This window comes from Streptomyces sp. NBC_01669, from assembly GCF_026339735.1.
Taxonomy (GTDB): domain Bacteria; phylum Actinomycetota; class Actinomycetes; order Streptomycetales; family Streptomycetaceae; genus Streptomyces; species Streptomyces yanii.
The window spans coordinates 5264782-5278574 of sequence record NZ_JAPEQG010000001.1 but is presented as its reverse complement, the minus strand read 5'-3'; the positions used below and the strand labels follow the sequence as shown (position 1 = coordinate 5278574).

The following is a 13793-nucleotide window of genomic DNA, read 5'->3' as shown; positions in this document are numbered from 1 at the left end:
CTCAGTCCTCGACGACGAGCGCCGGGGTCTCCTTCGTCAGCACCTCGCCGCGGAAGAATGCGGGGCTCCTGCGCTGCATCGCCACCATCAGCACCACGCCGAGCAGCAGCAGCCCCACGCCGATCACGAACACCGAGCCGACCCCGAGGACCGACGAGCCGGAGCCGTACGCCGGGTCCCACATGTCGTAGAGGGTCTTGCCGAAGACGGCGGTGAGCAGGATGCCGCCGACGACCGGGAAGAGACCCTTGAAGACCAGGTCGCGGGCGGAGCGGGTGAGTTCGGCGCGGAAGTACCAGGCACAGGCGAACGCCGTCAGCGCGTAGTAGAAGCAGATCATGAGGCCGAGCGCGTAGATCGTGTCGACCAGGACGTGCTCGCTGACCAGGGTCATGACCGTGTAGAAGACACCGGTCGCGACGCCCGCCGTGACGGTTGCCCTCCCGGGCGTCTTGAAGCGCGGGTGGACCCGGGCGTACGAGGCGGGCAGGGCCTCGTACGTGGACATGGCCAGCACCGTGCGCGCCACGGGGATGAACGTGGTCTGGAGGCTCGCCGCGGCCGAGGCGAGGACGGCGACGAACAGCAGGATGCCGAGGCCAGGACCCATGATCGGACCGGCCAGCGCGGCGAAGACGTTGTCGGAGGTGTCCGGGTTGGCCAGGCCGAGACCGGTGGTGCCGGAGCCGACGGCCATCTGGGCGGCGACGCCGGTCGCCAGGTAGGAGCCGACCAGGACGACCATCGCGATGAGTGCGGCGCGGCCGGGGGTCTTCTCGCTGCCGGTCGTCTCCTCGTTGGCGGTGAGGCAGGTGTCCCAGCCCCAGAACATGAAGATCGACAGCGACAGGCCCGCGGTGAAGGCGGCGAAGGACTGCACCGCGAACGGGTTCAGCCACGACCACGAGAAGTGGACCGACGACGCGAAGTCTCCGCTCGCCCCCTTCTGCACCGCCATCGTCACGAACAGGGCGAGGACCACGAGTTGGAGCCCCACCAGCGCGTACTGGATGCCCTTCGTGGCTGTCATCCCCCGATAGCTGATCGCCGTGGCGACCGCGATCAGGATGAGGCAGGTGAGGATGTGGACGGGCTTGTTGTCGTCCAGGGTGGCGATCGAGTCGCTGCCGGTGATCTCGCCCGCGAGCAGCCAGAAGTACGAGGTCGCCACGCCCGCCAGGTTCGACAGGACGATGATCGTGGCGATGACCAGGCCCCAGCCGCACATCCAGCCGACGCGCGGGCCGAATGCCTTCACCGTCCAGGTGAAGGAGGTGCCGCAGTCCGGCATGACCTTGTTGAGTTCGCGGTAGGCAAAGGCGACCAGCAGCATGGGCAGGAAGCCGGCCAGGAAGACGGCGGGCATCTGGACGCCGACCTCGCCCGCGGTGGAGCCGAGGGTGGACGTGAGGCAGTAGACGGGGGCGACGGTCGAGATGCCGATGACGGCGCTGCCCATCAGGCCGACGGAATTGCCGCCCAGGCCCTTGCCGCGAACACCGCCGTCGGCCGGGGCGGTGCCCCGTCCCGTGTCTCCGGCCTGCGGCCGCACGTCCAGCTGACTCATGAAAAGGACGGTATGCGCTGCGATATCCACATCCGGAGTGCGAGACTCCGGCGTCTCAACCTTGGATTGAGTGGTCAATTACCGCCAAGCGAAGATGAATTAAACATGAATACAGCAGATCGCCACTCAATCAATGGTCGAGGCTCGATCGGATCATCGTGCGAGAACCGCAGCACTGTCCGGTTTATGTTGATTCGAAAATTTCCCACGGTTGTCCGTTATCCGGACAGCCGCCCCGCCCCGATGCTCAGCCCGGCCAGACGATCGCCTGGAGTTCGCTGTACGCATGCAGCGCGTACGAACCCACGTCGCGCCCCACCCCGCTCCTCTTGAACCCGCCGAACGGGGCCTCCATGTTCCGGCCGATCGTGTTCACCCCGACCCCGCCCGCGCGCAGCCGCCGCGCCACCCCGAAGGCCCGCGCCACGTCCCCGGACCAGACGTAGTCGATCAGTCCGTAGTCGCTGTCGTTGGCGAGTGCGATGCCCTCCTCCTCGTCGTCGAAGGGGACGACCACGACGACCGGGCCGAAGATCTCCTCCCGGACGACCCGCATGTCGTTGGTGCAGTCGGCGAGGAGTGTCGGTGCGACATAGAAGCCGCGGTCGTGTCCTGCCGGTCTCTCGCCGCCCGCGACGACCCGGGCGCCCTCCTTCCTGCCCAGTTCGACGTACGACTCGATGCGGTCGCGGTGGGCGGCGGAGATGACCGGTCCGACGACCGTCCCCTTCGCCGCCGGGTCGCCGACCGGCAGATGACCTGCGTACGCGGTGAGCCTCTCGATCAGCGCGCCGTGGACGCCCCGCTGGACGAGGACGCGCGTCGGAGCCGTGCAGATCTGGCCGCTGTAGAAGGAGAACGTCGTGCCGATGCCCGCCACCGCCGCGTCCAGGTCGGCGTCGTCGAGGACGAGCGCGGCGCCCTTGCCGCCCAGCTCCATCAACTGCCGCTTCATCCCGCGCCCGCACACCTCGGCGATGCGCTGTCCGACGGCCGTGGAGCCGGTGAAGCTGACCATGTCGACGTCCGGGGAGTCGACGGCCGCCTCGCCCGCCACGGGGCCCGAACCGGTGACGACGTTGACGACGCCCGCCGGCACGCCCGCCTCCGCAAGTGCCTCGGCCATCCGGTAGACGGAGAGGGGGTCCTGCGGGGCGGGCTTCACGACGACCGTGTTGCCCATGGCGAGCGCGGGGGCGACCTTGCCGGCCGGATTGGCCCAGGGGTTGTTGTACGAGGTGATGCAGGTGACGACGCCGACCGGCTGGCGTACGGCGAGTGCGCCGAAGATGCCTGCCCTGCCCATCGGTCCGGCCTCGTTGATCTGTGGGGGGATCGCCTCCTCCACCGGTTCCAGGGCGCCCCTCGCGTACCGCCGGAAGCGGGCGGCGCCGACGGCGACCTGCATGGACCGGGCCGTTCCCGTCGTCGCGCCGCTCTCCGCCCGCGCGAGTGCGGCGTTGGCGGCGAAGTCGCGCTGCATCAGATCGGCGGCGCGGTCGAGGATCGCCGCGCGCTCCTCGGGGCGGGTGCGGGACCAGGCGGGGAAGGCTTCGCGGGCCGCGGCGGCCGCCGCGTACACCTGCGCGCGGCTCGCCTCGGGTGCGAGACCGACGACGTCCTCCGTGGCCGGGTTGATCACCTCGTAGTGACCGTCGTCGGGTTCGGTCCACTCGCCGCCGATGAAGAGCCGCTGGGGTGTGGTCACTGGGTGCTCACCGTCCGGGTGTCGCGGCCGGAGCGGAGCACCGTGCCGGGGACCGCACCGGTCACCTTGTCGTCGCGCAGCGTCTCGACGCCGTTGACGCGGACCGACACGATGCCGATGGCCTTGGAGTCGAGGCGCGGGCTGTCGCCGGGCAGATCGTGTACGAGGGTGGCGGGCCCGGCGTCGATGCGTTCGGGGTCGAAGAGGACGAGGTCGGCGTGGAAGCCCTCCTGGATCCGGCCGCGGTCACGCAGCCCGAAGAGCCGGGCGGGGTCGTCGGTGAGCATTTTGACGGCGGCGGGCAGGGAGACGAGTTTCCGGCCGCGCAGGCAGTCGCCGAGGAAGCGGGTGGTGTACGGGGCTCCGCACATCCGGTCCAGATGGGCGCCCGCGTCGGAGCCGCCGAGCATGACGTCCTCGTGTTCCCAGGTCTGCTGCCGCAGCGCCCAGGAGTCCGGGTCGTTGTCGGTGGGCATGGGCCACAGCACCGTACGGAGCTGGTCGGCGGCGCAGATCTCGACGAGGCAGTGGAAGGGGTCCTGGCCGCGCTCGGCAGCGACGTCGCGGACGACGCGCCCGCTGAGCCCCTCGTTCGCCGCACTGTACGTGTCGCCGATGACGTACCGGCCGAAGTCGGCGAGGCGGCGGAAGACTCCTGCCTCCTTGCTGTCCGCGCGGCGGAGCATCTCGGCGCGGGTGCCGGCGTCGCGGAGCCGTTCGATCCGCTCGGGGACGGGGAGGGAGAGGATCTCGCCCCAGCCGGGGATGAGGTTGAGGGCGCAGAAGGTGCCGAGCGACATGTTCATGGGGGTGAGGATCGGCATGGTGAGGGCGACGATCCGGCCGCCCGCGCGGCGGGCCCGTTCGCTCGGAACGAGCTGGCGCGGGACCCGTTCGGGGACGGCGGCGTCGATGGTGAGGACGTTCCAGTTCAGGGGGCGTCCGGCGGCCGCGGTCATGTCGACGAGGAGGTCGACCTCGTCGTCGGAGAACTGGTCGAGGCAGCCCGCGACGATCGCTTCGAGCTGGGTGCCTTCGTGTTCGCCGACGGCGCGGGAGAGCGCGAGGAGTTCCTCGGGGAGGGCGTACCGGGAGGCGACGGGCCTGCCGTCGCCGTCGGAGTGGGTGGCGGACTGGGTGGTGGAGAGCCCCCACGCCCCGGCGTCCATGGCGTCGTGGACGAGGCGCAGCATCGCGTCGAGCTGGGCGGGGGTGGGCTGTCCGCCGACCGCGTCGGCGCCCATGACGTGCCGTCGCAGGGCGCAGTGACCCACCATGAACCCGGCGTTGACTGCGATGCGCCCTTCGAGGGCGTCGAGGTACTCGCGGAAGCTGGACCAGGACCAGTCGACGCCTTCCTCCAACGCCTTGAGGGCCATGCCCTCGACCTTGGACATCATGCGGCGCGTGTAGTCGGCGTCCTCGGGCCGGTCGGGGTGGAGCGGGGCGAGGGTGAAGCCGCAGTTGCCGCCGGCGACGGTGGTGACGCCGTGGTTCATGGAGGGGGTGGCGTACGGGTCCCAGAAGAGCTGGGCGTCGTAGTGGGTGTGAGGGTCGACGAAGCCGGGGGCGAGCACGAGTCCGGCGGCGTCCTCCGAGGTCACGGCCTCCTCGGTGAGGGTGCCGGGCTCGGTGATGACGGCGATGCGGCCGTCGCGGATGCCGAGGTCGGCGGTGTACGAGGGAGCGCCGGTGCCGTCCACGACGGTCGCTCCGCGGATGAGGTGGTCGAGCATGACGGGTCCCTTCTGCCGTGGGTGTGCAGCCGGGGTACGTACGACCGCGGTACGCACCCCGGCTCGCGGAGCGACGGTCCGGGAAGACGCCGCTCGTGTGGGGGCGGGGATGGCCCTGCGGGGCTGTCCCCCACGGGCCCGCCGCAGGCGCCCTGGCCTACGCCGCTTCGCGGAACCGCGTCGTCCGGTGCACCGGATCCGTATCGATCTTCGGAATCACGTGCTCACCGATCAGCCGGATCGAGTTCATCGTGTCCTCGGGACTGATCCCGATCGGCAGCCCGAAGCTCAGCTGATCCGCCCCCGCCTGCTCCCACCGCTTGCACTGCCTCAGCACCTCGTCCGGATCCCCGCAGATCATCAGCTCCTCGGCGATCAGCAGCTCGATGATCTCCTCGCTGTACTCGGGCAGCAGCTCCGGCCACTCCGGAATGCCCTCGGGCCGCGGGAAAGTGTCGTGGTACCGGAACAGCAGCGACTGGAGGTAGTTCAGCCCGCCGCCGACGGCGATCTCGACCGCCTTGGCGTGCGTCTCGGCACAGATGGCCGTGGACGTCACCATGACGTTGTCGTTGACGAAGCCACCGACCGGCTCCGCGTCCTTGACGGCCGTCTTGTACGACTCGACGACCCACTCCATGTCGGAGACTTTCTGCACGCTGAAGCCCAGCACGCCGAGGCCCTTCCGGCCCGCCATGGCGTACGAGGACGGCGATCCCGCCGCGTACCACATCGCCGGGTGGGACGTCCCGTACGGCTTCGGAAGGATCTTGCGGGGCGGCAGCGACCAGTGCTTGCCCTGGAAGCCGACGTACTCGTCCTGGAGCCACATCTTGGGGAACTCGGCGATGGTCTCTTCCCAGAGTTCCTTGGTGTGGTTCATGTCGGTGATGCCCGGCATGAACCCGAGGATCTCGTGGCTGCCGGCCCCGCGCCCGGAGCCGAACTCGAAGCGGCCTTCCGACAGATGGTCGAGCATGGCGACCTTCTCGGCCACCTTCACGGGGTGGTTGACGGGGGCGAGGGGATTGAAGATGCCGGATCCGAGGTGGATCCGTTCCGTGGCGTGCGCGAGGTACCCCAGGTACACGTCGTTGGCCGAGAGATGCGAGTACTCCTCCAGGAAGTGGTGCTCGGAGGCCCAGGCGTACTTGAAACCGGACCTGTCCGCCTGGATGACGTACTCGGTCTCCTCGATCAGCGCCTTGTGCTCTGCCTCGGGGTCGGCCTCGGCGCGCGCGGCGGGCACGTACCCCTGTACAAACAGCCCGAATTCCAAGGAGGTTCACCGTCCTCAATCATTTCTGACACACCGTCAGATTGTGATGCGACCGACTTTTCCACCGGCCGCCCGACCCGTCAATACCTGACGCATCGTCAGCTCTTCTGTCCTCAGAACAGACTGACCCCGGCCAGCCACCCGCCGTCGATGACGAACGGCTGCCCGGTGATGTACGAGGAGTCCTCCGAGGTCAGGAAGAGCGCCAGTGCCGCGACCTCCTCCGGCTGCCCGATCCGCCCCAGCGGCACGAGCTTCCTGTAGAGCTCCGCCACCGCCGCCCGGGACTCCTCCGGGTCCGCGGCCGGATCGAGCGCGGCCGGGTTCGTCATCGCCGTGTCCACGGCCCCCGGGCACACCGCGTTGACCCGTATCCCCTTCCCCGCGAGCTCCACCGCGGCGACCCTGGTCAGCCCGAGCACGGCATGCTTCGTCGCGGCGTAGGCGCCGACGAACGCCATGCCGGTGAGCCCGGTGTACGAGGAGGTGTTGACGATCGTCCCGCCGCCCGCGGCCTCGATCTCCGGCGCCACGTTCTTGATCCCCAGGAAGGCACCCACCTGATTGACCTGCACCACCTGCTGGAACTCCTCCAGAGGGGTGGTCACCAGCTCGTTGAACCGGAGGATCCCCGCGTTGTTGACCAGGCCGTCGATCTTCCCGAAGGCGTCCTTGGCGGCGGCGACCGCGCCCTGCCACTCCTCCTCCCGGCTCACATCGAGATGCACGAACCGGGCGACCCCCTCCCCCAGCTCCTTCGCCAGCGCCTCTCCCTGGTCGTCGAGCACATCGGCGATCACCACCTGCGCACCCTCCGCGACGAAGAGCCGCGCCTCCTGCTCGCCCTGCCCGCGTGCGGCGCCGCTGATGAGGACGACACGCCCATCCAGCTTGCCCATGCCGGTACTCCTTACTGCTGGTCGAGGTATGGAGCGACATCGGCGGCGAACGCCGCCATCTGATCGGTCAGTTCACCGCGGCTCCGACTGCGGAACCGCACCTGGATCTGGTGCACCCCCATCGCCCCGTACGCGCGCAGCGACTCGGCGACGGCCTCCGGCTTCCCGCTGAGCGTGCGCCGCCCCACGGTCCAGGCCGGCTCCCCCACGTACAGCGGCTCGGTAATGGCTCCGACGACCAGCGGCTCCTCGATACCGGCCCCCTCGCGCAGCGCCCGCACCCTGGCGATCTGCTGCGGCAGCCGGTCCCTGGGATCCCCCTGCGGCAGCCACCCGTCACCCCGCAGCGCGGCCCGGCGCACGGCGGCGGGCGAGGAACCGCCCACCCAGACCGGAACCCGCTTCTGCGCGGGCCGGGGCCGCTGCCCGAGTCCGCTGAACGAGAACCGTTCCCCGGCGAACTCCGGGTACTCCTCCGGCCCGAGCGCCGCCTTCAGCGCGTCGATGGTCTCGTCGAGCACGGCCCCGCGCCCGTCGAAGTCCGCCCCGAGCGCCTCGAACTCCTCCCGCACGTGCCCGGCCCCGACCCCGAGGATCAGCCGGCCGCCGGACAGATGGTCGAGCGTGGCGTACTGCTTGGCCGTGGCGAGCGGATGGCGCAGCCCGACGACGGCGACATGGCTCATCAGCAGGACGCGCTCGGTGATCCCGGCGAGAAAGGCGAGGGTGGCCACCGGGTCGTACCAGACGGTGCTCATGGCATCGGCGAGCCGCCGGGGAATCGCGATGTGGTCACAGCTCGCCAGATAGGCGAAGCCCGTGCGGTCGGCGGTGCGGGCGATCTCGGCGAGATCACCGGGCCCGGCCGAGGCCTCCCACGCTTCCGCGTAGATGGCGCTCTGCGACTGGACCGGGAGCTGCATCCCGTAGGACAGCGGCCCGGCGGGCAGTATCGGCACCGGGTCACCTCCCTTCCTCCGTGTCCGCCCCGACCGGATCTGACGCTGCGTCATTTTTCGGGGCGGGTGCCATCGTCGTACCTGACGATGCATCAGACAAGAGGGAGAGGGGAACATCGGATCCGCCGCCCCCGCCGGCCGCCGGACTCCCGTGGACGACTGTTGAAACCGGCACTACTCTCGGACGATTGATCACGCCCTGGTGGGGCCGATGAGGGGTGTCGGACAGGTGCTCGAATACCGCAGACGGAGGAACCCTCCGAACGCGTTCTACCCGCGACTGCTTCTCCCGTTCGCGTTCCTTGCCCTGCAGGCCACCCACCCCGTGCATATGGCTGTCCAGCCCTGGCACATCGTCCTTCCGGTGATCCTTCTCCTCGCCGCGCGGTGGGCGCTCCACACGCACCGCGGACACACTCTCGTGGGCCCTGACGGCATCACCGTGCGCACGGCCGTGTTCACACGTCGGCTGGCCTGGAGTTCCGTCTACAGCGTGGCCGTCAAGAATCTGGCCGGCCGCCCGCAAGTCGCCATCGACAGGTACGCCTATGTGCGCACCGTGAACGGCCGGGCCATCACTCTCCCGCACGTCGACAACTGGCAGATGGAGGACGTGGGCGCCCAGGTCGCGGCGATCCGCGCGGCCGGCACCCGGTACGCGGGCCTGACGTGGCACACGCGCCCGGAGATGACGCAAGCAATCCGCCGGCGCGTGGGCCTCGCCAAGGCCCGGGACAGATCCCTGCTCACGGCCCTGGTCGTGTGGTGCGGCATGTTCGCACTCTGGGCCGTGCTGCGGTTCACGGACATCCGGTGGAGCACGCAGCTGCTCCTGCTGTGGGTGCCGCTCGCAGTCTTCGCCCTCATGGCAGCGGTGCTCCACTGGCAGTGGGAATCCCAGGTACCCGAGAACGAAGCGGACTGGTAGGTCCGGGACCGCACGAATGTCGGCGGCGCGCGGTACGGTCGTCCGCGCCGCCCGCCCCGGACCGAGGAGAAGCCGTGTCGACCAGGTGGACCGTGACGCTCGACTGCGCGCAGCCGACCAGGCTCGCGAAGTTCTGGGCCCTCGCCCTCGGCTACGTGCCGAAGCCGCCGCCCGCCGGTTTCGGCAGCTGGGAGGAGTGGTTCGCCCACCACGGCGTCCCGGAGGAGGAGTGGGACGACGGCGCATACCTGTGCGACCCGGACGGCGTGGGGCCGACGCTGTCCTTCCTCAAGGTGCCGGAGCCGAAGATGGCGAAGAACCGGGTTCACCTGGACGTACAGGCCGGCGGCGGCCGGGACACGCCGTGGGAGGAGCGGTGGCCGCGCGTCGTCGAGGCGGTCGAGCGCCTGACCTCGGCGGGTGCGACGGTGGTGCGCGAGCACGACATGGACGGCAGGCCCGATCACGTGGAGATGGCCGACCCGGAAGGCAACGAGTTCTGCGTGCTCTGACTCCCGCTCCGTCACTCCGTGCGTGATCCACCGGGCGACGTCTGCACATCGCGGCGGAACAGGGCCGTCCACAGGAACGGTTCACCGAAGTACCGGGACTCGGGCGGTTCGTCGCGCATGCGGCGCAGTTCGACCTCCGTCAGACCGGAGAAGATCCGGCGCAGGGAATCCGGCGTGTAGGCGAGCCCGCCGTGGAGGCCGGACTGGCGGTAGAACTCCGCGTCGGGGAGCTCGGAGCCCATCCCTCCGGCTGCGAAGCAGGTAAGGGCGAGATGGCCGCCCGGGGCGAGGGCGCGGTCGAGCAGGGCGAGGTAGCTGACACGGCGGTGCGGCGGCAGGTGATGGAAGCAGCCGGAGTCGTGGATCAGGTCGTACGGGCCGCCCAACTCGGCCTCGCTGAGGGCGAAGGCGTCACCGCAGCGGAACCGGATGTCGGCACCGGCTTCGCGGGCGCGCTCCTCTGCCCAGGAGATGGCTGCCGGGGAGAGGTCGACGGCGTCCACCTGGAAGCCCAGGGAAGCGAGATGAAGGGCGTTACGCCCCGGGCCGCACCCGAGGTCGAGCGCGCGGCCCGGCGTGATCAGGGATCGGTCGAGGCACGAGACCAGGTTCTCGTCCGGCTTCGCCACGAAGAACGGCACGGGCTTCGAGCGGTCGGTGTAGAAACCGTCCCACCAGCCGGCCCCGTCCGCCGTCCAGCGATCGGCCTCCGGCGCGAACAGGCCGTCCAGCAGCTTCAGCACGTCGTCGACCGTGCGTATGTTCCGGTCCATCGGATCCCCTTTCACGATGGGGAAACGGTAGGGCTGCGCGACGTAAAAGCCCAGCTCAGAGGCGATTGCGCGGAGTCGCGGACGGCCGCCCGAGAGGCTGCGCGGGGCTGCCGCACCATCTCCCCTGCGGCCATGGCCACAGCGTTGCCCACACCCCCGCCGGACGCCGTCGAGGCGGTATTCCCGATGCCGCTCGCGCACGTTTCTGCGCGGAATTGCGCGCGGACTCCGTGTGCTGTCCCGCCCCGCGCACACCCTTGCCCCGATGGTCCTGCCCGCCCCCTCCCGGGGAACGGGCGGGACCACCCACCGGACCGGCGTCAGCAGTTCGGAATGACCGTGCCATTGTTGTCGCGCGCCTCGTCGTTGCCCCAGCGCGAGAGGTAGTACGCGGAGACGTACGCGCCGCGACCGTTCTTGCCCGCGTAGACCGTGTCCAGGTCGGTCTTCAGCCACCAGTGGTTGTAGGCGCTGCCCGAGCCGACCTGGGCACCCCACACCTTGCAGTAGACGTAGTTCGTGCCCGCGTTCAGTACGCCCTGTGCGTCAACGGTGTTGGCCGCGGCGTAGCCCGTCGCGTTGGCGAACGTGTCCACCCAGTACTTCCCACCGCCACAACCGTTGTCGCTGGTCAGGTACTTGCTGTAGTACGAGCCGGGGTACGGGGCCAGCGACTGGCCGTTGATCGCGATGGTCTGGCCGACACCGTTGTACAGCTGCTCGTAGTGGATGTGGGCGCCGGAGCTGTTGCCGGTCGTGCCCGTCACACCGATCTGCCGGCCCTGGGAGACCGAGGCGCCGTCGGCGACGGAGTACGAGGAGAGGTGGAAGTAGTAGGTCTGCCAGCCGCCGCCGTGGTCGATCACGATGTAGTTGCCCGCGCCGCTGGGCTGGGAGTAGCGGTGTGCGGTCCCGCCGGACGAGGCGAGGACCGGGGTCCCGGCGGTCGCCCCGCCGTCCGTACGGACGAAGTCGAGCGCCGATCTGACCTCCGCCGAATGGTGGCTGTAGGTCCAGGTCTGGCCGCAGGGGAACGGTGCCTTGAAGTTCGGCGCCGCTGCGGCGGGAGTCGCGGTGAGCAGTCCTGCGAGCAGAGCCACGAGGGCCAGCAGGGCGATACGTAAGGAGCGCATACGTCCTCCGAGTCAATCCGGGCGTGGAGTGCGGTGCGGGGCATCAATCCGGGTTGAACGGGCTCAAGAGTGCCGGAGATTCAGCCTCCCCCATAGACCCACTGGGCCCGGAGGACGTATGTGTGGGGCCCAAAGTCGCGAACGGGCGTCAGTGGTGGCCTACTTCCGGTACAGCGCCTCGATCTCCGCCGCGAAGTCCCGTGCGATGGCGTCCCGCTTCAGCTTCAGCGACGGCGTCAGATGCCCGCGCTCCTCCGTGAAATCCACCGGCAGCACGGCGAACTTACGGATCGACTCGGCGCGTGAGACCAGACGGTTGGCCTCGTCGACCGCCCGCTGAAGCCCGGCGTGAAGCTCCTCGTCCGCCACCAGTTCACTGATCGGCACCCCCTGCTTCTTGCGCATCTGCCGCCAGTGCGCGAGCCCGTCCGCCGGTCGACTTCGCCCGTCGGGCCGCCAGCAGCAGCCTGCGCAGGTGGTCGTTGACGCCGAGTGGCGCGTCGCTCGTGGTGTCGGTGCCACCCGCGATCGCGGAGTCGACCGCACCGAGCGTGATCTTGCCGGCGGCGGCGATGACGGCCTGGAGACCGGTGCCGCAGGCCTGCTGGATGTCGTACGCGGGGGTGCGCGGGTCGAGCGCCGAGCCGAGGACGGTCTCACGGGCCAGATCGAAGTCCCGGCTGTGCTTGAGCACGGCGCCCGCGACGAACTCGCCGACCTGCTGCCCCTGCAGCCCGAACCGCTCGACGAGTCCGTTCAGCGCGGCGGTGAGCATGTCCTGGTTGGAGGCCTGTGCGTACGGTCCGTCGGAGCGCGCGAACGGGATGCGGCTGCCACCGATGACCGCGACCCGGCGCGGCTGCGGGAGAGCGAGGGGGATCAACTCGACCAACTCATCTCGACCAGCTCCTGACTGTTGAGTAACCTTACTCTGGAGTAAATCTACGACCGAGCAGGGAGTCCGGACAATGGCCGACCGGTATCTGCACGTCACCGGCACAGCGCCCGGCCGATTTCTGACCCGGAAGCTCGGGCTGCCGCAGCCCGCGCGGCTGCGCCGCTGGACGCTGGAGACCCAGTCGCTGGACGGCCCGCTCCTGCACCTCACCGCCGGGGACTCCTCGGTCACGGACGAGCTCGCCGCACTCCTCGCCGCGACCGGCCTCCCGGTGACGGACCGCGCCGGGACGGCCGCCCGCCCGGCGGGAATCGTCCTGGACGCCACGGCAGTTGCCACCGCCGCCGGGCTGGGGGACGTGCACGCGGCGCTGCACCCCGTCATACGCTCGTCGGCGCCGGGCGGACGGATCGTGGTCCTCGGGGTGCGGCCGTCGGCCGACGACCATCACCAGGCGGCAGCGCAGCAGGCCCTCGAAGGCTTCGTACGCTCGCTCGGCAAGGAGATCGGCAGGGGCACCACCGTCCAGCTGCTCCGGATCACACCGGGCGCGGTCGCCCCGGCCGAATCCACGCTCCGCTTCCTGCTCTCACCCCGGTCCGCGTACGTCAGCGGCCAGGTCGTCGAACTCACCGGCGCCGCGCCCGACCCGGTCACCGACTGGGCCGCGCCGCTCACCGGGCGCACCGCCCTGGTCACCGGTGCGGCGCGCGGTATCGGCGCCTCCGTCGCCTCGGTCCTGGCACGGGACGGCGCGCAGGTCATCTGCCTGGACATCCCGCAGTCCGCCGACGAGTTGAAGCGCACCGCCGAGCGGCTCGGCGCGACCGCCCTGCCCCTGGACATCACCGCGGACGACGCCGCCGAGCGGATCGCCGCCGCGGCGCCCGCCGGCCTGGACATCCTCGTCCACAACGCGGGCATCACCCGCGACCGGCGGCTCGCGAACATGCCCGCCGACCGCTGGGCCCCGGTCATCGAGGTCAACCTCGACAGCGTGCTGCGCACCACGGACGCCCTGCTCACATCGGGCACCGTCAACCGGGGCGGCCGGATCGTCGCCACCGCGTCCATCGCCGGTATCGCGGGCAACAACGGGCAGACGAACTACGCGGCGAGCAAGGCGGGCATCATCGGCCTGGTCCGCTCCCTGGCGCCGCGCGCCGCCGCCGACCACGGCGTCACGGTCAACGCGGTCGCCCCCGGCTTCATCGAGACGAAGATGACCGCCGCGGTTCCCCTCTTCATCCGGGAGGTGGGCCGTCGCATGAACTCGCTCTCGCAGGGCGGTCTTCCGGTGGATGTCGCCGAGACGACCGCATGGTTCGCCCAGCCCGCGTCGACGGCCGTCAACGGCCAGGTCGTGCGGGTCTGCGGCCAGAGCCTGCTGGGGGCGTGACG

At 70.1% G+C, this 13793-nt stretch carries 11 protein-coding genes and 2 pseudogenes; 3 read left to right on the top strand and 10 right to left on the bottom strand.

The window, feature by feature from the left end:
* Position 1 precedes the first annotated feature (1 nt).
* The 6 genes from OG972_RS23745 to OG972_RS23720 all read right to left on the bottom strand — a co-directional run bounded on the left by OG972_RS23745 (position 2) and on the right by OG972_RS23720 (position 8148).
* Positions 2–1567: an APC family permease gene (locus tag OG972_RS23745; protein WP_266984577.1), complete on the bottom strand. Its 1566-nt coding sequence runs from the start codon at positions 1565–1567 to the stop codon at positions 2–4.
* 247 nt (positions 1568–1814) lie between these two features.
* Positions 1815–3275 carry an aldehyde dehydrogenase family protein gene (locus OG972_RS23740; RefSeq protein WP_266984575.1) on the bottom strand — a complete coding sequence of 487 codons (1461 nt, stop codon included), beginning with the start codon at positions 3273–3275 and terminating at the stop codon, positions 1815–1817.
* Entirely contained in the window at positions 3272–5011 is a 1740-nt protein-coding gene (locus OG972_RS23735; RefSeq protein ID WP_266984573.1) for an amidohydrolase family protein, read from the bottom strand. Before OG972_RS23735 ends, OG972_RS23740 begins: the two co-directional genes overlap by 4 nt.
* A gap of 157 nt (positions 5012–5168) precedes the next feature.
* Positions 5169–6290 carry an LLM class flavin-dependent oxidoreductase gene (locus OG972_RS23730; RefSeq protein WP_266984572.1) on the bottom strand — a complete coding sequence of 374 codons (1122 nt, stop codon included), beginning with the start codon at positions 6288–6290 and terminating at the stop codon, positions 5169–5171.
* 113 nt (positions 6291–6403) lie between these two features.
* Positions 6404–7189: an SDR family NAD(P)-dependent oxidoreductase gene (locus OG972_RS23725; RefSeq protein WP_266984570.1), complete on the bottom strand. Its 786-nt coding sequence runs from the start codon at positions 7187–7189 to the stop codon at positions 6404–6406.
* Positions 7190–7200: 11 nt separating this feature from the next.
* A complete protein-coding gene (locus tag OG972_RS23720; RefSeq protein ID WP_266984569.1) occupies positions 7201–8148 on the bottom strand; it encodes an LLM class F420-dependent oxidoreductase in 948 nt (315 codons plus the stop codon).
* A 211-nt stretch (positions 8149–8359) separates the two neighbouring features.
* On the opposite strand from OG972_RS23720, the gene OG972_RS23715 reads away from it, so the two are divergent.
* A complete protein-coding gene (locus OG972_RS23715) occupies positions 8360–9076 on the top strand; it encodes a PH domain-containing protein (RefSeq protein WP_266984568.1) in 717 nt (238 codons plus the stop codon).
* Between the two features lie 74 nt (positions 9077–9150).
* Entirely contained in the window at positions 9151–9588 is a 438-nt protein-coding gene (locus OG972_RS23710) for a VOC family protein (RefSeq protein ID WP_266984567.1), read from the top strand.
* Between the two features lie 11 nt (positions 9589–9599).
* On the opposite strand, the gene OG972_RS23705 is transcribed toward OG972_RS23710, so the two are convergent.
* The 4 genes and pseudogenes from OG972_RS23705 to OG972_RS23690 all read right to left on the bottom strand — a co-directional run.
* On the bottom strand, positions 9600–10361 hold the full coding sequence (locus tag OG972_RS23705) for a class I SAM-dependent methyltransferase (protein WP_266984566.1): 762 nt from the start codon (positions 10359–10361) through the stop codon (positions 9600–9602).
* Positions 10362–10681: 320 nt separating this feature from the next.
* Positions 10682–11494, bottom strand: a complete 813-nt coding sequence (locus OG972_RS23700; RefSeq protein WP_266984565.1) for a M23 family metallopeptidase — start codon at positions 11492–11494, stop codon at positions 10682–10684.
* 159 nt (positions 11495–11653) lie between these two features.
* Positions 11654–11923, bottom strand: a pseudogene (locus OG972_RS23695) (long-chain fatty acid--CoA ligase); the annotation flags it as partial.
* Positions 11907–12386, bottom strand: a pseudogene (locus OG972_RS23690) (beta-ketoacyl synthase N-terminal-like domain-containing protein); the annotation flags it as partial. The pseudogenes OG972_RS23690 and OG972_RS23695, both read right to left, overlap by 17 nt.
* Before the next feature lie 76 nt (positions 12387–12462).
* On the opposite strand from OG972_RS23690, the gene OG972_RS23685 reads away from it, so the two are divergent.
* Positions 12463–13791 (top strand): 3-oxoacyl-ACP reductase, encoded by a 1329-nt coding sequence (locus tag OG972_RS23685; RefSeq protein WP_266984564.1) that lies wholly within the window; start codon positions 12463–12465, stop codon positions 13789–13791.
* Positions 13792–13793 lie beyond the last annotated feature (2 nt).

What these genes read in the sequence shown, in the direction of transcription:
- OG972_RS23745 (WP_266984577.1), bottom strand. Translation starts at nt 1,567, where the DNA reads ATGAGTCAGCTGGACGTGCGGCCGCAGGCCGGAGACACGGGACGGGGC.
- OG972_RS23715 (WP_266984568.1), top strand. Translation starts at nt 8,360, where the DNA reads ATGAGGGGTGTCGGACAGGTGCTCGAATACCGCAGACGGAGGAACCCT.
- OG972_RS23685 (WP_266984564.1), top strand. Translation starts at nt 12,463, where the DNA reads ATGGCCGACCGGTATCTGCACGTCACCGGCACAGCGCCCGGCCGATTT.
- OG972_RS23705 (WP_266984566.1), bottom strand. Translation starts at nt 10,361, where the DNA reads ATGGACCGGAACATACGCACGGTCGACGACGTGCTGAAGCTGCTGGAC.
- OG972_RS23700 (WP_266984565.1), bottom strand. Translation starts at nt 11,494, where the DNA reads ATGCGCTCCTTACGTATCGCCCTGCTGGCCCTCGTGGCTCTGCTCGCA.
- OG972_RS23725 (WP_266984570.1), bottom strand. Translation starts at nt 7,189, where the DNA reads ATGGGCAAGCTGGATGGGCGTGTCGTCCTCATCAGCGGCGCCGCACGC.
- OG972_RS23735 (WP_266984573.1), bottom strand. Translation starts at nt 5,011, where the DNA reads ATGCTCGACCACCTCATCCGCGGAGCGACCGTCGTGGACGGCACCGGC.